The 17542-nt window shown below is 73.8% G+C and carries 18 protein-coding genes; 11 read left to right on the forward strand and 7 right to left on the reverse strand.

Annotated elements, in window-relative coordinates; all coding sequences use genetic code 11:
- Positions 1 to 77 precede the first annotated feature (77 nt).
- Entirely contained in the window at positions 78 to 1478 is a 1401-nt protein-coding gene (locus ACFY4B_RS14370) for a glycosyltransferase 87 family protein (RefSeq protein ID WP_387968054.1), read from the forward strand.
- Between the two features lie 164 nt (positions 1479 to 1642).
- Here ACFY4B_RS14370 and ACFY4B_RS14375 read toward each other — a convergent pair whose 3' ends face one another.
- Positions 1643 to 2059, reverse strand: coding sequence for an SsgA family sporulation/cell division regulator (locus tag ACFY4B_RS14375; protein ID WP_049658875.1), 417 nt, complete (start codon positions 2057 to 2059; stop codon positions 1643 to 1645).
- 406 nt (positions 2060 to 2465) lie between these two features.
- Here ACFY4B_RS14375 and ACFY4B_RS14380 point away from each other — a divergent pair, with 406 nt between their 5' ends.
- Complete coding sequence (locus ACFY4B_RS14380; protein WP_387968056.1) at positions 2466 to 4172, forward strand: RDD family protein; 1707 nt, start codon at positions 2466 to 2468, stop codon at positions 4170 to 4172.
- Positions 4173 to 4246: 74 nt separating this feature from the next.
- On the forward strand, positions 4247 to 4999 hold the full coding sequence (locus tag ACFY4B_RS14385; RefSeq protein ID WP_387968058.1) for an RDD family protein: 753 nt from the start codon (positions 4247 to 4249) through the stop codon (positions 4997 to 4999).
- Positions 5000 to 5035: 36 nt separating this feature from the next.
- On the opposite strand, the gene ACFY4B_RS14390 is transcribed toward ACFY4B_RS14385, so the two are convergent.
- Positions 5036 to 5308, reverse strand: coding sequence for a hypothetical protein (locus ACFY4B_RS14390; protein ID WP_387968060.1), 273 nt, complete (start codon positions 5306 to 5308; stop codon positions 5036 to 5038).
- 233 nt (positions 5309 to 5541) lie between these two features.
- Here ACFY4B_RS14390 and ACFY4B_RS14395 point away from each other — a divergent pair, with 233 nt between their 5' ends.
- From ACFY4B_RS14395 to mycP, 4 genes are all read left to right on the forward strand, one after another.
- Positions 5542 to 6255 (forward strand): endonuclease V, encoded by a 714-nt coding sequence (locus tag ACFY4B_RS14395; protein ID WP_049657751.1) that lies wholly within the window; start codon positions 5542 to 5544, stop codon positions 6253 to 6255.
- Positions 6256 to 6354: 99 nt separating this feature from the next.
- Positions 6355 to 6804: a hypothetical protein gene (locus tag ACFY4B_RS14400; RefSeq protein WP_049657753.1), complete on the forward strand. Its 450-nt coding sequence runs from the start codon at positions 6355 to 6357 to the stop codon at positions 6802 to 6804.
- 37 nt (positions 6805 to 6841) lie between these two features.
- Complete coding sequence (locus ACFY4B_RS14405) at positions 6842 to 8272, forward strand: hypothetical protein (protein ID WP_387968062.1); 1431 nt, start codon at positions 6842 to 6844, stop codon at positions 8270 to 8272.
- A 162-nt stretch (positions 8273 to 8434) separates the two neighbouring features.
- The gene (gene mycP / locus ACFY4B_RS14410; protein WP_387968064.1) at positions 8435 to 9595 is read left to right on the forward strand and encodes a type VII secretion-associated serine protease mycosin; all 1161 of its coding nucleotides are present in this window, start codon (positions 8435 to 8437) and stop codon (positions 9593 to 9595) included.
- Here mycP and ACFY4B_RS14415 read toward each other — a convergent pair.
- Entirely contained in the window at positions 9589 to 10158 is a 570-nt protein-coding gene (locus ACFY4B_RS14415) for a GNAT family N-acetyltransferase (RefSeq protein ID WP_387968066.1), read from the reverse strand. The genes mycP and ACFY4B_RS14415 overlap by 7 nt on opposite strands.
- 204 nt (positions 10159 to 10362) lie before the next feature.
- Between ACFY4B_RS14415 and ACFY4B_RS14420 the strand changes: the two genes are divergently transcribed.
- The gene (locus ACFY4B_RS14420; RefSeq protein WP_387968068.1) at positions 10363 to 10959 is read left to right on the forward strand and encodes a DinB family protein; all 597 of its coding nucleotides are present in this window, start codon (positions 10363 to 10365) and stop codon (positions 10957 to 10959) included.
- Between the two features lie 102 nt (positions 10960 to 11061).
- Here ACFY4B_RS14420 and ACFY4B_RS14425 read toward each other — a convergent pair whose 3' ends face one another.
- The gene (locus ACFY4B_RS14425) at positions 11062 to 11502 is read right to left on the reverse strand and encodes a hypothetical protein (RefSeq protein WP_049657761.1); all 441 of its coding nucleotides are present in this window, start codon (positions 11500 to 11502) and stop codon (positions 11062 to 11064) included.
- Positions 11503 to 12156: 654 nt separating this feature from the next.
- Positions 12157 to 12831 (reverse strand): hypothetical protein, encoded by a 675-nt coding sequence (locus ACFY4B_RS14430; RefSeq protein WP_387968070.1) that lies wholly within the window; start codon positions 12829 to 12831, stop codon positions 12157 to 12159.
- A gap of 256 nt (positions 12832 to 13087) precedes the next feature.
- On the opposite strand from ACFY4B_RS14430, the gene ACFY4B_RS14435 reads away from it, so the two are divergent.
- Positions 13088 to 14092 carry a hypothetical protein gene (locus ACFY4B_RS14435; RefSeq protein ID WP_049654308.1) on the forward strand — a complete coding sequence of 335 codons (1005 nt, stop codon included), beginning with the start codon at positions 13088 to 13090 and terminating at the stop codon, positions 14090 to 14092.
- 87 nt (positions 14093 to 14179) lie between these two features.
- On the opposite strand, the gene ACFY4B_RS14440 is transcribed toward ACFY4B_RS14435, so the two are convergent.
- Together ACFY4B_RS14440 and ACFY4B_RS14445 are read right to left on the reverse strand one after the other, a co-directional pair.
- Positions 14180 to 14770, reverse strand: coding sequence for an isochorismatase family protein (locus tag ACFY4B_RS14440; RefSeq protein WP_074005044.1), 591 nt, complete (start codon positions 14768 to 14770; stop codon positions 14180 to 14182).
- A 248-nt stretch (positions 14771 to 15018) separates the two neighbouring features.
- Entirely contained in the window at positions 15019 to 16353 is a 1335-nt protein-coding gene (locus ACFY4B_RS14445; protein ID WP_049654311.1) for a nicotinate phosphoribosyltransferase, read from the reverse strand.
- Between the two features lie 139 nt (positions 16354 to 16492).
- On the opposite strand from ACFY4B_RS14445, the gene clpS reads away from it, so the two are divergent.
- The gene (gene clpS / locus ACFY4B_RS14450) at positions 16493 to 16786 is read left to right on the forward strand and encodes an ATP-dependent Clp protease adapter ClpS (protein WP_049654313.1); all 294 of its coding nucleotides are present in this window, start codon (positions 16493 to 16495) and stop codon (positions 16784 to 16786) included.
- A gap of 92 nt (positions 16787 to 16878) precedes the next feature.
- Complete coding sequence (locus tag ACFY4B_RS14455) at positions 16879 to 17451, forward strand: DUF2017 domain-containing protein (RefSeq protein WP_387968072.1); 573 nt, start codon at positions 16879 to 16881, stop codon at positions 17449 to 17451.
- Positions 17452 to 17542 lie beyond the last annotated feature (91 nt).

Raw genomic sequence — 17542 nt, forward strand, 5'->3', positions numbered from 1 at the left:
TAGTCGATCGTGTCCGGTTCCGCCCGGGCGGCATCCGGTATCGTCGCTGGTTGGCCCAGCCGTGGACGGAGTGGACAGTGACAGCGGTGCAAGACGAGCGCAGCCCGGTGCGGACCGCACCCGACCCCTCGCCCGCCCCCCTGTCGGACCGGCTGCGCCGGGCCCTCGGCGCCCCCGTCCGGGCGCTGCGCGAGGCCCCCCGCCGCCCGCTGCTGGCGGCCTCCGCCGTCGCGCTGCTGTCCCTGCTGGTGTACGCGGTGGTCCGCCACTTCGTGCACACCTCGATGGTGGACATGATCGTCTACCGGGCCGAGGGCGCCGCCGTGGCCAACGGCACCGACCTGTACGCGCTGCGCGTCACCGAGTGGAACCTGCCCGCGACCTACCCGCCGTTCGCGGCGATGCTGTTCGTCCCGACCACCTGGTTCCCGGTCCCCTTCCTCCGGGTGGCGATCACTCTCGGCAACATCGGGCTGCTCGCCCTGCTGACCCACCTGTCCTTCAAGCTGGCCGGGTGGCCGCGCCGCGAGCTGCGGCCGATCGGCGTGATCCTGGTGACCGGCCTCGGGGTCTGGCTCGAACCGGTCTTCACCACGCTCCGTTACGGCCAGATCAACCTCGCGCTGGCCTGCCTGATCCTCTGGGACCTCACCCGTCCGGACGGGCGGCGGAGCAAGGGCGTGGCGATCGGCATCGCCGCCGGCATCAAGCTCACCCCCGGCCTGTTCGCGGTCTACCTGCTGGTCACCGGACGGATCCGGGCCGCCTTCGTGGCCGGCCTCACCTTCCTCGGCACCTTCCTGCTCGGCGCCCTGGTCCTGCCCGACGCCACCTGGGGCTTCTGGACCAAGTACCTCTACGACTCCTCCCGGGTCGGCAAGACCTGGATCGTCGACAACCAGTCGATGCGCGGCGCCTTCGCCCGCCTGCTGCACAGCGCCGACCCCGGCACCGTCGCCACCCTCGGCGCCGGCCTGGTCGCGGTGGCCGGCCTCGCCGTCGCCGCCTGGGCCGCGCGCAGCGGCCGCTGGCTGCCCCGGGCCGAGGCCTGGGGCGTCTGCTGCGCGGCCGTCACCGCCGTCCTGATCTCGCCGATCAGCTGGACCCACCACTGGGTCTGGTGCGTGCCGATGCTCGTCCTGCTCGCCGCCGAGGCCTCGGTCGAGCACGCCCGCCCGGCCGGCGTCCGCCGACTGCGCTGGCGGGCCGCCTTCTGGGCCACGCTGGTCGCCTTCCTGTCCTTCGCGATGTGGGCCGCGAAGCCGGTCGGCCTGGCCGTCCTCGACATGTCACCGTGGCGCCAGCTGCCGACCTCCGTCTACCCGTGGGTCGGGCTCTGCTTCCTGCTCGCCGCCGCCGTCCGGATAAGGGCCCGACGGCGCTCGGCCGGCGCGCCGCTGGTCCGGCTGCCCGGACAGCGGGAGAGCGGCGGCCCGGACGCCGCCCGCGGTCGTCAGCAGGCCCCCGCGGCCCGCTGAGCCGGCGGGGGCGCCGCTCCTGCTTCCCTGTTCCCGCGCTCGCGGTTCCTGCCGAGCCCGCTGCCCGTGCTCGTGGTCGCGGCCGCGGTCGTGGCCGTGCTCTCGCGGGTGTCCGTGTTCGTGTCCCTGCTGCTGTCCGTGCCGGTGCACGCTGCGGCGCACGCCTAGGCGAGCAGCTCGGCGAGCGAGCCGTCCATGTCCAGCGCGGCCAGCTCGCTGCCCGGCGGGACCAGCCGGTGCGCCCGCTCCAGCCAGGCCGCGACGATCGGCAGCGGGGCCTCCAGCAGGGCGTCCCCGGCGGGCGAGCTCAGGGCCAGACAGAGCACGCTGCGCCGGCCCGAGCGGGTCGGCCAGATCCGCACGTCGCCCTGGCCGCACGGGCGGAAGGTGCCCTCGACCAGCAGCTCGCGGGCGAACACCCAGGTCACCGGGGAACCGGTGTCCAGGTGGAAGGTGATGTACACCGCGTACGGGTCGTGGCTGCCGTAGGACAGTCGGGCCGGGACGGGGACGCTGTGCTCCGGCGAGAGCACCAGGTTGAGCTCCAGCTCGTGCTCGACGACGCTGACGGGACGCTCCATGATCGTCTTCCTCTCTGCCTTCGGGCGGTGCCCGGTTCCGGGCCCCTGTGACCTTTGAGAGGGCGGTCCGCACCGGCTCTTACACACGTTTCCGGGATTTCTTCGGGAAGTTTGGTGAGGGGTGGTGAACGGCGGGTGGCACGGCGCGCGGGCCATCGTCGTGCGCTGGGTTCCTTACCTTGAGCCACCCTCCGCTGTCCGGGGATTCGCGAACTTTCCGTCACGGCTTCGATGAGGTACTACCCTTTGTGACTGCCCGGCGACTGTCCGCCCATCGGTGGCTCCCCCACGCGCGCCGAACGCCGGGCGCGCGCCTGGTCGTGCGCGCGGGGGGACGCGTCTGCGGTGGTCGGGCCCGGTCGGCCCGCACCGTCCTCGTCAGGCCCTGCCAGGAAAGAAGACCCCCATGACGGACCGCCCCTTCGCCGCCGCCGGCGACCCGGCCGTCGCACCCGAGCCCGGCTACTACCCCGACCCCTCCATCCCCGGCTTCATCCGGTACTGGGGCGGCTCGGCCTGGGTGCCCGGCACCAGCCGGCCCGCGCCCGCCGAGGGCGAGGTGCCGGCGCCGCCCCGGTACGCGACCCGCCCTCCCGTCCCGGGCGGGCCGGCGGCGCGGGCGGTGCCGCCGCCGGTGGTGCTGCTGGAGGCGGTGGCGCCGGAGGCGGGGTGTGCGGGGACGGTGGCCCCGGAACCGGTGGCTCCGGAGCAGGTGGCCCTGGGGGCGGTGCCGCTGGGGTCGGTTCCCCCGGGGTCGGCGCCTTCCGGGGTGGCGCCCCCGGGGTCCGTGGCGGAGGTGCGGGGCGGGCTGCCGGCGGGCGGGGGCGACACCGGGCCGGTGTACTTCGACCAGACCTCGGGCGGGGCGTCCTTCGTGCTCGGGCCGCGGGTGGCGGAGGTGATCGGCGGGCCGGTGTTCCGGACGGTCGACGGGCCGGGGGTGCTGTCGGGGGTTTCGCCGGGGGTGCCGTTCGGGGTGCCCTCCGGGGCGTCGTCCGGGGGGCCGTCGGGTTTCGCCGGTGCCGAGCCGCCCGGGGTCGTGGACGCGTCGGTGGCCTTCGGCGCGGTGCCCGAGGCGGCCCCCGTCCCGGGGCTGGGGCTGGGCCCGGCTCCGGCCCCGGCCGCCGCTCCGGTCGCCGGGGATTTCGAGTCCGGCTGGCAGGCCGATCCGCGGGCGCAGCGGGGCCTGATGGAGACGGGCGACGCGCCGCGTTGGGTCTCCTGGGGGGTGCTTCCGGAGGCGCCCGAGGTGGAGCAGGGGCGTGCGGAGCCCGAGCGTGCTCCGATTGCCGCGGAACTGGCCGCCGCCGGCGCTCCCGCCGTGGCGGTGGCGGTACGGGAGGCCCCGGTGCCGGCCGTCCTGGCCTCGGGCCCGGTGCCGGTGGTCGGCGAGGAGATGCTCCGGGGCCCGCTTCAGGCCCCGGTCCCGGCCGCGACCGCGGCCGCCTCGAAGCCCCTGGCCGCGGTGGCGGCGACCGCCTCCGCCCACGCCGCTCCGCTGCCCGCCGTACGGGCGGTCCGGGAGACCGCCGTCCAGCCCCGCCCGTCCGCCGCCACCCCCGTCCCCGCGCCCTCCCGGGCCGCCCGGACCTCCCGGGACGCCCGGACCACCCGGATCCCCGGGCCGGCCGGCCTCGGCCGCCGACTGGCGGCGCGGACGGTGGACACCGCCGTGCTGCTGGTGGTCGCGGTCGCCGCCGGGATCCCGCTCGGCAACTCGGTCTCCGACCACCTCCGGCAGAAGGTCGACCAGGCCCGGATGGCCAGCGCCCTCACCCGGCGCCAGGTCCAGGTCTGGCTGGTGGACGACGTGGTGCTGGGCAAGATCGCCGTGCTGATCGGCATCCTGCTGTTCGTCAGCCTGCTCTACGAGGTGCTGCCGGTCGCCCGCACCGGACAGACCTTCGGCAAGCGGATCGTCCGGATCCGCGTGGTGGACGCCGCCGCCCCCGCGGCCCGCACCAGGCTGAGCCTCGGCCGCTCGCTGCTCCGCTGGGCCGTGCGGCAGCTGGGCGCGGTGCTGCTGCTCGGCCTGGTCTGGCCGGTGTTCGACCGTACGGCGCGGCGGGGCTGGCAGGACCGCGCGGCCAGGACCCGGGTGGTGCGCGGCTGAGGGCCGGTAGGGCCCGGTGCAAAACGGACAAAATGTCCCGAACATCGAGAATATGTGATGTTCTACTCTGGGACATGAGCACCCACGACCCCTCAGGCCCCCAGCCGGAGGGGGGCGGTACGCCCTCCTTCGACAAGCAGCCCCCGCAGCCGGGCGGCGGCACGCCGGAAGGCGAGCCGCCGGGCCCGACCCCGTCCCACGACCCGTCCGGTGACTCGTCCGGTGACCGGTCCGGCGGCCCCGGCGCCTACCAGGGCACCTACGGCGGAAGCCCGTACGGCGAACCGACCCCTGGTCAGAACCCGTACGGCCAGAACCCGTACGACCAGCCGCCGCCCGGCCACGGCACCGGCTACGGCCCCGGCGCGTACGGCACCCCCGGCGCCGGCCCCGTCCCCGGCATGCCGCCGATCGGCACCTGGCCCAAGCGGTTCCTCGCCCGGCTGATCGACTACCTCCTGATGCAGGCCGTCGGCGTGATCATCGTGGGCCCCTTCACCGACCTCAGCACGCGCAACGGCTCCACCGAGGCGTTCTGGCTCGGCTGCGCCATCTACCTCGTCTACGAGGCCCTGATGCTCAGCCGGGACGGCCAGACCCTCGGCAAGAAGGCGATGAAGATCCGCGTCGCCATGCTCGTCGACGGGAACAAGCCCACCCAGTCCGCCGCCTGGACCCGCGCCGCCGTCTTCATCCTCCCGGCCGTGCTCTGCTGCGCCGCGCTCTGGTGGATCGTCGACGGCCTCTTCGGCGTCTTCGACAAGCCCTACCGGCAGTGCCTGCACGACAAGGCCGCGAAGACCGTGGTGGTCACCACGGAGGTCTGAGCGGCGCGGCGGGACGCGCCCGCGCCCGGCGGCGGATCAGCGCTGCCGGGCGTACGCGTGCCCGGCAGCGGTCGCGGTGGGGCGCGGCGGGGCGGCCGGGGCCCCGGGGTCCGACGCCACGGTGGCGGACCTGGCCGCGGCGGCGGACATCGAAAGCACCGTCACCACGGTGCCGAGCGCCAGCGCGAACCCCACCAGCACCACGACCGCCAGGACGCCCGAGGCGCCCGAGACGGCCAGCAGTGCCACCGTGGTGGCGACGACGGTGAACGAGCCGAGGCAGGCCTGGGCGACGGAGGGGCGCGGCATGGCGGGGGTCCTTCGCACGTCGGGGGAAACGGGCGGGAGTGGAGCCGGTTCCAGTGGTGCTACCCCGCGGGGAGGACGGGTACGTCCAGGCTAGCCCCCGGAGGCGGGGGCACAGGGGGCGCACGGGCTCACCCCGGGGTCGTCCGGCCCGCTCGGTACGGTGAGACCGGCACCTGCCACGCACTGTCGCTGAGCACGTATCACCGAGCACCACGTACCCGGGGGAACCGACCATGCCCATCCCCGCCGACTGGCCCACCACCGAGGCCGAGGCACTCGCCGAACAGGAGCGGCTGCGCCCGCTCGTCCAGCCCCACGACGACCCGGGCCGGGACCCCGCCGCCCCCGGCACCCTGATCGCCGGCGTGGACGTCGCCTACGACGACGAGCACGACCTCGTCGCCGCCGCGGCCGTCCTGCTCGACCGCGACACCCTGGACGTCGTCGAACAGGCCACCGCCGTCGGCCGGATCGCCTTCCCGTACGTCCCCGGACTGCTCGCCTTCCGCGAACTCCCCGCCGTCCTCGACGCGTTGGCCGCCCTCACCCGCACCCCCGACACCGTCGTCTGCGACGGCTACGGCCTCGCCCACCCCCGCCGCCTCGGCCTCGCCAGCCACCTCGGCATCCTCACCGGACTCCGCACCCTCGGCGTCGCCAAGACCCCCTTCACCTTCGACCACCACGAACCCGACGCACCACGCGGCTCCTGGACCCCCCTCACCGACCCCGCCACCGGCGAGGAGGTCGGCCGCGCCGTACGCACCAGGGCCGGCGTCAAACCCGTCTTCGTCTCCGTCGGCCACCGCACCGGCCTCGACACCGCCGTCCGCACCACCCTCGACCTCGCCCGCCACTACCGCCTCCCCGAAACCACCCGGCACGCCGACTCGCTCTGCCGCCGCGCCCTCGCCGACGCCCGACGCACCGGGACGAACGCGAACTGACCATGCCCCGGGCGGGATTCGGGCCCGGTGTGTTAGACATGAGACACCGGGGCCCGGCCCCGGCCGCCAGGGGGACGGACGCACGGGGGAGGCGCCGACATGGGCACAGGAACCACCGGAACCGGATCGACCGGCGGAGCCGGACAGGGCTACCGCGTCGAGGTCGAACAGCTCCGCGCCTTCGCCGGCCAAGTACGGCTGCTGCTCGCCGACTTCCAGAAACATGCCGACGGCACCGACGCCCACGGCCGCAGCGGCATCGGCAAGACCGCCTTCGGGACCTTCGCCGAGGCCGCCGAGATCCACGGCCGCTACGGCACCATGCGGGACGCGCTGCGCGACGTCCTCAACCAGCTCCAGGAAGCCGTGAACGAGGCCCAGCAGAAGGCCGACCTCACCGCCACCAACTACGAGGAGCAGGACCAGCACACCGCCACGAAGCTCAAGCTCGGCGACGACGGCTGGTCCGTCGCCCAGCCCTCCGCGAGCAGCCAGGCCGCGGCCCAGCAGAACCGCACCCCGTCCACCCGCGGCAACGCCACCGTCTGACCGCCGCCCGCCCGCCCCGAACGGAGGCCGACCGCCCGTGGTCTACACCGACTTCACCAAGTACAGCCACGCCCAGCTCCGCACCATGGCACAGGCCCTCGACCCCGGCGCGGTGATGGCCGCCGGCGACCCCTGGCGCAAGGCCGCCGACACCCTCAAGCAGATCCGCCAGACCCTCACCAAGGCCAGCACCGAAGCCGCCACCTCCTGGGAAGGCACCACCAGCGACGCCTTCCACACCCGCATGCTCACCCTGGCCGCCAGCATCAACAACGCCGCCGCCTACGCCAACGACGCGGCCAACACCCTCCACAACACCTCCGAAGCCATGGCCAAGGCCAAGCGCGACATGCCCGAGGAACCCGGCAACTGGGACAAGGTCAAGGACACCGTCGGCGACGCCCTCTTCGGCGACGACGACGAACACATCCCCCTCGCCGACCGCAAGAAGGCCGAAGCGGCCGCCATCATGCAGACCCTCGCCATGCACTACCGCGTCGCCACCCCGGCCCTGAAGCCCCCGCCGGCGTTGGATACGAGGCCGCGGCAGCCGATCCGGGACGACCCCGCAGACGGCGCCCAGGGTGATCCGAGTGGTGCCGCGGCGACGGCGGCCGCGATGATGTCGGGCACCTCGGTGGGAGCGGCGGGAGCATCGACACGGCCGACGACCGTCCCGCCTTCTCAACGTAGTTCCGCCCAGCCGCCGATGACGGCTCGGCCCGTGGCGAGGAGTACGCCTGCTCCGACCGACTCGGGGATCAAGGGCGGTACGGCGCAGACTCCGTCGAAGCCCTCGGTCCCACCGGGTCGTGGTTCCGGTGACGGCATCTCCGGCAGGCCAGTGGCGCCCGCGAGCGGAAGCATGCCGAGTCCGGCGCTGGCCGGGACACAGACCTCCGGAGTGGAGCTCGTGCAGGCCGGGGGCACCGCCACCGGGCCGTTCGGGGGTGCCAATGGTCCGGAGACCCCTCGCACCACCGGCCCGACGACCGTCTCTCCGGCCGCGCCGATCGTCGGCCCGGGGAAGGTCGGCCCCGGAGGCCGGGAGATCGCGGGTGGCGTGGTGCCGGTCGAGGGTTCCGGTCCGCGTGGCGGTCGGGCTCCCGGCGGTTCCGGTGAGGTCAGTCCGGTCATGGGCGCCCGAGGCCCTGGAGCTTCTGGTGGCCGGCAGTCCGGGGTTTCTCTGGCGCGACCTGGCGGGGTCGCGGGAGAGACGGCGAAGCCGGGTGGCGCACAGGGCAAGCAGTCGTTCACGGAAGGCGGGTCCGGGCTGGGAGCACGCAATCGCCTCAGGGGTGAGTCGGGCCCCGCTACGACGAACGGCGCGTCTCCCGGTATCCCGCTGGGTGGAGCACAAGGACGCAAGAAGGAGCGGGGGAAGGACGGCAAGCGGCCCGACTACCTCGTTGAGGACGAGGAGACCTGGGCGTCGAAGAAGCCCGCGAATCCGAACGTGGTGGAATGAAAGCCGGTCCGTGAGCGGACAACGGTTCTGATCGCATCCCGCAGGTCGGTGACCTGTGGGATGCCGCGCTGAGTGGGGTGACCAGGTTTGACGAGCCGCCGGTTGGCACGTGGTACGGCGGCCCTTGCCGCTGGGGCACTGATCTGGGGTGTCGGGGCACCGGTGGCATCGGCCGATCAGATCAGGGACCAGCAGTGGGCTCTGAAGGCGCTCGAGGCGGAGACGAAGGTCTGGCCGACGAGCCAAGGCGATGGTGTGGTCGTCGCCGTGATCGACACGGGGGTGAGCCAGGATCAGCCGGATCTCACCGGACAGGTGCTTCCCGGCGGTGACTTCTCCGGTGGCAACACGGACGGTCGAGTGGACAACGACGGCCACGGCACCGGGATGGCGAGCCTGATCGCCGGACACGGACACGGTTCCCAGGACGGGATCATGGGCCTTGCCCCGAAGGCGAAGATCCTCCCGGTGAAGATCAAGTCTGGCGGCGACGGCCCGGACTCCCAGTCCACCTCCGAGCCGCAGCCGACCCCGGATCCTCAGCAGAACGACCTGGCGGACGCGATCCGCTTCGCGGCGGACCACGGTGCGAAGGTCGTCAACATGTCCATCGGAGGATATTCGCGCTTCGACTCGAAGCTGCGGAAGGCGGTCAGCTACGCGGTGTCCAAGGACATCGTGCTGGTCTCCAGTTCGGGCAACGGGGCCGGTCTGGGGGTCGAGTATCCGGCCGCCTTCCCCGGCGTGGTGGCGGTGGGAGCCGTGGACTCCAACGGGGTTGTGTGGGAGCGTTCCACGTCCGGCCCCGAGACCACGCTCACTGCACCCGGCGTGGGGATCTACCGTTCCGCTCCGAAGTCCTCGACGGGCTACGAGCGGAGGAACGGTACGTCGGATTCCACTGCCTACGTCTCCGCGACGGCGGCGCTCATCCGTTCCAAGTACCCGAACCTGTCCGCTGGGCAGGTGATCAATCGGATGATCAAGTCGGCCACGAGCCCGGCCGGTGGGCCGGCGGTGCCCAACGGTCAGTACGGCTACGGGCTCGTCGCGCCGGCGAAGGCCCTGGAGGCGAATCCCGCTGTGGACAACGGGCCCCGGGAGAACCCCCTGCTCGGGCGGATGGAGGCGAAGGGCACTCCGCCTCCGGTGGACGAGGAGACCGACGAGCCCGCCGTCGTGCCCATGGTCCCCGAGGGGGACAAGGCGAGCAGTGGGAACGGGGTCGGGGTGGTCGTGGGGGTGGCGGCCGGGGGGTTGGTGCTGGTGGTCGCTCTCGTCGGGGTGTTGGTGGTGCGGAGGCGGCGGGGGGCGGGTCAGTGAGTGGCGAGCCATTCGTCGCGTAGGGCGGCCATCTGGAGGATGTCCCAGTAGCGGTCGTCCCAGTGGTGGGCTTGGCGGGAGCGGCCTTCGAGGGTGAAGCCGGACTTGCGGTAGGAGTGGGCGGCGCGTTCGTTGTACTCGAAGACTTCGAGGTGGACGCGGTGGAGGCGGATGGTCTCGAAGGCGTGGCGCAGGACCAGGAGGGTGGTTTCGGTGCCGATGCCGCGGCCGGTGTGGTCCGGGGTGAGGGCGATCCGGTAGCCGGCGGAGGAGTTGTCGGGGTCGACGTCGTTGAGGGCGGCCTCGCCGAGGAAGCGGCCGGTGGCGGGGTCTTCGACGGCGAGGTCGAGGCGGTCGGGCTGTTGGGCGCGGGTGGTGCACCACTGGTGGATCCGGTCGCGGGTGAAGGCGGTGCGGGTGCCGGTGAGCCGTTTGGTGGTCTCGTCGGCGCAGAGTTCCCACATCGGGTCGGTGTGCCGTTCGTCGAGGGGGACGAGCCGGATGGTGGGGCCGTGCAGGGTGGGCTTCATGGCGAGGGCGGCGAGATCGGTGGGAGCGGTCATGGCGGCCAGGATGGATGGTCGGCTTCCGGTTCGTCCACGTGTTTAGTCCTGGCGTGCGGGCGCGCACCGGTTGGGGTGCGCGCGGGGACGGGGGCGTGTGTCGGGCGGACGCGCCGGGTGAATGCGCCGGGGGTGGCAGTATTTCGGCGACCGCTGGCGTCATTGCCGCTGGTGGGGTTCCCCGGTGGCGGAGATGCTGGGCCCATGAGCACTCCTGAGCGCACGCGGGTCGAGAGCACGTCGATCGCCGCCACGAACACCGCCGACGACGGGATCGTCCCCGACACCAAGGACTGGACCTGGGTGCTGGAACGCCCGTGCCCCGACTGCGGGTTGGAGACTCCGCGGGTGGTGCGGGAGGACGTCGCCGGGATGGTCCGGGCCAACGCGGAGGGCTGGCTGGCGGTGCTGGCGGGGGACGTGGAGGGGTTGCGCAGGCGGCCGGCTCCGGGGGTGTGGTCGGACCTGGAGTACGCGTGCCACGTCCGGGACGTGTTCCGGCTGTTCGAGGTCCGGCTGAACCTGATGCTGGACCTGGAGGACCCGCTGTTCCCCAACTGGGACCAGGACGAGACGGCCGTCGCCGAGCGCTACGGGGAGCAGGACCCGAAGGTGGTGGCCGGGGAGCTGGCGGAGGCCGCGGAGACGCTCGCCGCCGCTTTCGAGCGGGTGGCGGGGGCGCAGTGGGCGCGGACCGGGAACCGCAGCGACGGGGCGCGGTTCACGGTCGAGTCGTTCTCCCGGTACCTGATCCACGACCCGGTGCACCACCTGTTCGACGTGACGGGCGAGCGGGTCTGAAGCCGGTCCTGAAGCCGGTCCTGGAGCCGGTCCTGGAGCCGGGCCCGGGAGCGGGGCCGAGGCCCGGTCTGAGGCCGGACCGGAGGCGGCCGGGGCGCGGGGTCACCAGCCGGAGGCCTCGCGCAGCATGGTGCGGCGCAGCCGTCCGGCCACGCTGGCGGCGTCGGTGCCGATGACGTCGGCGATCTCGGGGGCGGCGAGGCCGACGACGTAGTGCAGGATCGCCAGGTCGTCGTCGGCCGGGTGGCGGTCCGGGGCGGGGGTCGCCTGGCGGGTGTGGTCGGCGACGGTGCCGCGCAGGATCTCCCAGGCGTGCGCGGTGGGGTTGGAGCTGCCCATCAACTCCCGCCAGTGCACCGCGATTTCCGCGAAGGCCTGTTGGACGGCGACGGCCGCGGCGCTGTGCTCGGTCAGCCACACGCGCGCGTAGCTGAGGTACCGGGGGCGGTGGAGTTCGCAGAACGCGGTGAACTCCAGGGGCACCTCCGCCGGCTCGCCGGGCCTCGGGGGCGGCTCGGCTGAACTCTCGTGACGGTTGGTCATCTCGGCTTCTCGGAAAGGGAGATGGGTTTCTGACGGTCGATCATCTGTGCTCACTCTACGGTAGGCCCTCGGTGCGCTGGGTGACCAATCCGATGGAATGCCCGGAACCCGCCGCCGCCAGGCCGGTTCCGGTGGCGATCGGGTGCGGCGAGGTGGCGGGACGGCCGGGCGGAGGGCCGGCGAGGGCCGGTGGGGCGGTGCTGCGCAGTGGCGCGGGAGTCGTAGGTGCGAGCGTGTCGCGGCTGGTCAGAGGGTGTGGGGCGACGGCGGCCGCAGGGCGGTTGATGTGCCACCGTAGGCCCTGTGGAGGCTGGCGTCCACGCCCAGGGCGCGAACCTGGGTGCGCACAACCACCCGCACAACCGCACTCACGATCGTGGGGAAGATCGCCACGGAAGAGGGCATGGTCGTCACCGCGATGACGTCCGCGCGGGCGGGTCGGACGGCGTGCGCGGAACGGGTGCGCCGTGGGCGCGGTGGACCCGGCGCCCGCCGCGCGCCGGGGCGGAGGGCGCGCTGGTGGGGCGGCCGTTGGACGGGGTGGTCCCGCGACCGCCAGTGTGCCGCCGGGCGCGTCCGCCACACCCCGGCGGCCCGGGTCGGGCCGGGCGGAACGCCGGGGGCGGGAGGGCGGGCGGAGCGGCCGGCTGTCCGTCAGGAGGTCGTCCGGGCCTCCGTGGGGGAGATCCGGTCGACGGCGGTGTCCCGTTCGACCTGGGTCGGGAAGGCTTCGACGGCCCGTCGCCGGGCCGCCTGCGCCGCCGCGGCTGCCGCGGCCGCAGCCGCCGCAGCTGCCCCGGCGGCGGCCTCCTCGCGCTCGCACCGGTGCGCCGGGCCCGCGTGCGCCGGGCCCGTGTGCGCCGCGCCCGTGGCGTGGGCGCCGGCGGCATGCGGACCCGCGGCGTGGGCACTCGCCGCGTGCACACCCGTGGCGTGCGCGGCGGGGGCGTGCACGCCCCCCGTGAGCGCCCCGGGGGCGTGTCCGGTGGCCCGTCGTCGGCGGCCGAGCGCGGCCCGGGCGGCATGCTCCTCGGCGGCCTGTCTAGCGGCCAGGTAGGCCTGTACGGCCGCCATGCCGTAGACGGGCTGGATGAGCTGGTGGCCCTTGAAGAAGGGCCTGGCCGGGGCGAACCCGGCGGCGACCACGAGGTCGCGGATCTCTGCTATCTCGGCCTCACTGCGGGCGGTGAAGCGGACCTCCCAGCCCTTCTTGTACGTATGCCCCTTCTCGCCGCTGCGGCGGGCGGGGTCCGGGCGGCGGACGTATCCGGGCAGACGGCCGAGGCGGAGCTGGGCCGCGCGGAGGCCGGCGGTCTCGTCACGTGACATGACGTAAGCCTAGGCAATCCCCGGGGCGGGATTGACGCCTTGGGGGTCCCTCGCCGTATGCCTTTGATCACTCTGGGTCAGGCGACCAGGTCGGCGATCGTTTTCGATCACATATGACAACCTGATGAGCGTCAATTACTCCAAATGAGTGAGGGTATGAGGACTTTAGTGCGGGCTGATCCCGGTTTCGCGACGGTTGGGTAACAGTGCGTCAGGGTCTCGGTCGCGGGTCCGGACGGTTGGGGATGGTGTCGGCATGAGCTACCGGATTCCGTCGCCGCCGCCGTCCCTGGAGGAGCTGGCGAAGCGTCAACAGAACGTCGTCACCGCGAGCCAGCTGCGCGCCCGGGGCGTGCCGGCCCGGATCATCACCGAGCACTGCCGCCGGGGCGGCCCCTGGCGGCGGGTGCTGCCCCGGGTCTACCTGCTGCAGTCCGCCGAGCCCACCCCGGAGCAGCGGATGTGGGCCGCGCTGCTGTACGCCGCGCAGAACGGCCGGGAGGAGGGCCGCCGGGAGGGCGCGGTGATCACCGGTACGGCCGCGCTGGCGCTGTACGGCTTCACGGTTGTGCCCCGGCTGCCGGCGGTGACCGGGGTGGACGTCCTGGTGCCCCGGCAGCGCCGGCTGAAGGACGTCGGCGAGGTGCGGATCCGGCGCACCGAACGGGAGTTGGTGGCCCGCTCGGTGCACGGCCTGGCCTGTGCGCCGGTGGCCCGGGCGGTCGCCGACGCGCTGGTCGAGTGGACGGCGGAGCCGGGTGGCGCGGCGCCGGTGCGCGAGGTGCTGCGGGAGGCCGTCGCCCTGCCCGGGAACCGCTGCACGGTACGGGAGTTGGTGTCCGAGCTGACCGACTCGGGGCTGACCTGCGAGCCGCGGGTGCGGGCCGCCCTGGACGAACTACTGGCCGTCGAGCGGGACTTGGCGCTGGAGCGGATCGGCCGCCTGGTGGACGAGCGGCTGCTGCCCGCCCCGCTGAACGCCCCCGAGCTGCGGATGCGCGGCGGTACGTACATCGCCGTCCCGGACCTCTACTGGCCGGAGCGGGGCGTCGCGGTGGAGGTGGACTCGGAGCTGCGCAGCGTGAGCGAGGGCGAGGCCGCCTGGGTGCGCGGCGGGCAGCACCGGATGGAGTACCTGGGCATCCGGGTGGTGTACGTCTGCGGGGCCGCGCTGGCCGCCGACCCGGACGCGGTCGGCGGCGAACTCCGCGAGGCGTACCGGGTCGGCGGGACGGACGTGGTGGAGCTGCTGGTGGTCTGAGCGGGCGACGCCGCCGACCGGAACACGCCGGCCGCACCCACAACACGCCCGCACAGCACGCCCGCACGGCATGCCCCCCGAATGCCGTTACGAACGGACCACCGGCGCGCCGACCAGCTCGACCCCGGCCGCCCGCAGCTCCGCCAGCGCGGCGGCGGTGGTCTCCGGGTTCACCCCGGCGGTGAGGTCCAGCAGCACGCGGGTGGTGAAGCCCGCCCGGGCGGCGTCCAGCGCGGTCGCCCGGACGCAGTGGTCGGTGGCGATGCCGACCACGTCGACCTGGTCGACCTGCCGCTCGCGCAGCCACTCCACCGGACCGCGGTTGTTCTCGTCCAGCCCCTCGAAGCCGCTGTACGCCGCCGAGTGGGCGCCCTTGTCGAAGACCGCCTCGACCGCGCCGGAGATGACGGCGGGCGCGAAGTTGGGGTGGAAGCCCACGCCCTCGGTGCCGGCCACGCAGTGCGGCGGCCAGCTGTCGACGTAGTCCGGCTCGGCGGAGAAGTGGTCGCCTGGGTCGATGTGGTGGTCGCGGGTGGCGAGGATGTGCCGGTAGCCGGGGGAGGACTCGGTGATCAGGTCGGTGATGGCGGCGGCCACCTCGGCGCCGCCGGCGACGGCCAGGCTGCCGCCCTCGCAGAAGTCGTTCTGCACGTCGACGACGATCAGTGCCCGGTGCATGACTCGCATCCTCGGATCTCGGGGGCCCGCGGGAGGCGGCGCCCCGGTGGGGGAGCCCTCGGGAGTACGCGGCCCGGCCGTGCCGGGCGCGGGGGGTACTCGGGGAGCTCCGGGGGAACTCGGGGAACTCTACGGCTGACTCTAGGGAGTGGCGCCCGGGGGCGGAAGCCCCGGGGCCGGTCCGGGACATCCCGTCCGCGGGGGCGGAAGCCCCGGGGCCGGTCCGGTGGTCCGGCCCCGGGTTCCGGTCAGCGGCCGGGGCCGGCCGGCAGGACCAGTTCGGTCGGCAGCACCGGGTCGCCCTTGGACAGCTGGGTGGCCGACAGCGGCAGCGCGGCGCGGGCGCGCACGTGCCGGTCGCGGGCGGCGCTGAGCGGTTCCCGGCCGACTGTCTCGCCGCCCAGGACCAGCGGCACCTGCGTCAGGTGCGGGCGCAGGTAGTCCGGGACGGGGCCGGTGCCGACCACCTCGGCCTCGGCGACGCCGTCGGCGTCGGGCCGGCGGGCCGCCCACTTGCGGCCGCCGATGCTGGTCTTGCCGCCGGCCGCGCGCTTGGCGACCGGGATCAGCGGCCCGCCGTCGGTCTCGGCCCGGGCGACCAGCTTGTAGACCATCGCGCAGGTCGGGTGCCCGCTGCCGGTGACCAGGCTGGTGCCGACGCCGTAGCCGTCGACCGGGGCGGCGGCCAGGGCGGCGATCGCGTACTCGTCGAGGTCCGAGGTGACGATGATCCTGGTCCGGTCGGCGCCGAGGTCGTCCAGCTGGCGGCGGACCCGGTGGGCCAGCAGGGTGAGGTCGCCGGAGTCGATCCGGACGGCGCCCAGGTCGGGGCCGGCCACCTCGACCGCGGTGCGCACGGCCTCGCGCAGGTCGAAGGTGTCGACCAGCAGGGTGGTGCCCTTGCCCATGGAGGCGATCTGCGCCTTGAAGGCGTCCCGCTCGCTGTCGTGCACCAGGGTGAAGGCGTGGGCGGCGGTGCCGGTGGTCGGGATGCCGTGGGTGAAGCCGGCCTCCAGGTCGGAGGTGGCGGCGAAGCCGGCCACGTAGGCGGCCCGGGCGGCGGAGACGGCGGCGTGCTCGTGGGCCCGGCGGGCGCCCATCTCGATCACCGGGCGGCCGCCGGCGGCGGCGGTCATCCGGGAGGCGGCGGCCGCGATGGCCGAGTCGTGGTTGAGGATCGAGAGGATCACCGTCTCCAGGATCACGGCCTCGGCGAAGGTGCCCTCGACGGTGAGCAGGGGGGAGCCGGGGAAGTAGACCTCGCCCTCGGGGTAGCCGTGGATGTCGCCGCGGAAGCGGTAGTCGGCGAGGAAGCGCAGGGTTTCCTCGTCGACCACGCCCTGGTCGGCCAGCCAGTCCAGCTGGGGCGAGGTGAAGCGGAAGTTCTCGACGGCGTCCAGCACCCGGCCGGTGCCGGCCATGACGCCGTAGCGGCGGCCGCTCGGCAGGCGGCGGGTGAACACCTCGAAGACGGAGCTGCGGTGCGCGGCCCCGCTGCGCAGGGCGGCCTGCAGCATGGTGAGCTCGTAGCGGTCGGTGAGCAGGGCGGTCGAAGCGGCCGCTCGCACGGAAGTGGCGTCCATACGGATGATGCTACTACCACTTAGCGTCAGAGTGACGATTTCTCGTCGAGCGTGCCGGGGCGGAATCGCCCGGGTGTCCCCCGGATGGCAGCATGGGGCATGAGTGGTTACGGACGACTGTGCAGCGAGGAGGACCGGGGTGAGCGTCGCGCCCGTGGAGATCGAGCGCCCGGAGGTCGAGGGGGTGCCGGTGACCGAGCCGGACACGCCCTGGGTGACCATCGTGCACAACGACCCGGTCAATCTGATGAGCTACGTCCAGTACGTCTTCCAGGCCTACTTCGGCTACCCGAAGGACAAGGCCCGGAAGCTGATGATGGACGTCCACACCAAGGGCCGGGCGGTGGTCTCCAGCGGTTCCCGCGAGGAGATGGAGCGCGACGTCCAGGCGATGCACGGCTACGGCCTCTGGGCGACGCTGCAGCACGACTGACACCGAGCCGACTGACGCCGAGCCGACTGACACCGGGCCGACCGGCGCCGGCCGTACGACCGAAGACGACGAAGACGGGCTGACCGATACAGATGGCTGGGTTGTTCGAGAGCGCCGGCAGTGGTGGCGCGGCGATCGCGCTGGACGAGTGGGAGGCCTCCATCCTGCGCTCGCTGGAAGTGCAGGTGCTGGAGCTGATCGGCCCCGGTCCGGGCGGGGAGGGCGACGACCCGCTGGCCGCGCTGTTCGCCGAGGGCCCGACCGAGGCGCCCGCCGACCCGGTGCTGGCCCGGTTCTTCCCGGACGCCTACAGCGACCCGGAGGAGCCGGCGGACGAGGAGGCCGAGGTCGCGTCCGGGGAGTTCCGCCGCTTCACCGAGCTGGACCTGCGGGCCCGCAAGCGGGACGACGCGCTGTTCGTCGTCCGGGCGCTGGACGGGCTCGGCGGCGGCGGGGTGCTCAAGCTGGCCGCGTCGGACTGCCTGCGCTGGCTGGGCGCGCTGAACGACCTGCGGCTGGCCGTCGGCGTCCGGCTGGAGGTCACCGAGGACGACGAGGACGGCCTCTACGAGCTGCCCGACGACGACGAGCGCAAGCCGCTGGTGATGGCGTACCTGTGGCTGGGCGCGCTGCAGGAGTCGCTGCTGGAGGCGATGGCGGACTGACCTGCGCGGACCGCTCTGCGTGGGCCGCTCCCCGTGGACCGCTCCGCGGGGGTCGCCGTATACGCACCGTGTCGCCCGGATCGCCCTGCGG

The sequence above is a fragment of the Kitasatospora sp. NPDC001261 genome (genome assembly GCF_042896795.1).
Classification (GTDB): domain Bacteria; phylum Actinomycetota; class Actinomycetes; order Streptomycetales; family Streptomycetaceae; genus Kitasatospora.

Coding starts and splice junctions, on each gene's coding strand:
- ACFY4B_RS14375 (WP_049658875.1), bottom strand. CDS start 2,059: ATGGAGCGTCCCGTCAGCGTCGTCGAGCACGAGCTGGAGCTCAACCTG.
- ACFY4B_RS14380 (WP_387968056.1), top strand. CDS start 2,466: ATGACGGACCGCCCCTTCGCCGCCGCCGGCGACCCGGCCGTCGCACCC.
- ACFY4B_RS14385 (WP_387968058.1), top strand. CDS start 4,247: ATGAGCACCCACGACCCCTCAGGCCCCCAGCCGGAGGGGGGCGGTACG.
- ACFY4B_RS14390 (WP_387968060.1), bottom strand. CDS start 5,308: ATGCCGCGCCCCTCCGTCGCCCAGGCCTGCCTCGGCTCGTTCACCGTC.
- ACFY4B_RS14395 (WP_049657751.1), top strand. CDS start 5,542: ATGCCCATCCCCGCCGACTGGCCCACCACCGAGGCCGAGGCACTCGCC.
- ACFY4B_RS14400 (WP_049657753.1), top strand. CDS start 6,355: ATGGGCACAGGAACCACCGGAACCGGATCGACCGGCGGAGCCGGACAG.
- ACFY4B_RS14415 (WP_387968066.1), bottom strand. CDS start 10,158: ATGACCGCTCCCACCGATCTCGCCGCCCTCGCCATGAAGCCCACCCTG.
- ACFY4B_RS14420 (WP_387968068.1), top strand. CDS start 10,363: ATGAGCACTCCTGAGCGCACGCGGGTCGAGAGCACGTCGATCGCCGCC.
- ACFY4B_RS14425 (WP_049657761.1), bottom strand. CDS start 11,502: ATGACCAACCGTCACGAGAGTTCAGCCGAGCCGCCCCCGAGGCCCGGC.
- ACFY4B_RS14430 (WP_387968070.1), bottom strand. CDS start 12,831: ATGTCACGTGACGAGACCGCCGGCCTCCGCGCGGCCCAGCTCCGCCTC.
- ACFY4B_RS14435 (WP_049654308.1), top strand. CDS start 13,088: ATGAGCTACCGGATTCCGTCGCCGCCGCCGTCCCTGGAGGAGCTGGCG.
- ACFY4B_RS14440 (WP_074005044.1), bottom strand. CDS start 14,770: ATGCACCGGGCACTGATCGTCGTCGACGTGCAGAACGACTTCTGCGAG.
- ACFY4B_RS14445 (WP_049654311.1), bottom strand. CDS start 16,353: ATGGACGCCACTTCCGTGCGAGCGGCCGCTTCGACCGCCCTGCTCACC.
- ACFY4B_RS14455 (WP_387968072.1), top strand. CDS start 16,879: ATGGCTGGGTTGTTCGAGAGCGCCGGCAGTGGTGGCGCGGCGATCGCG.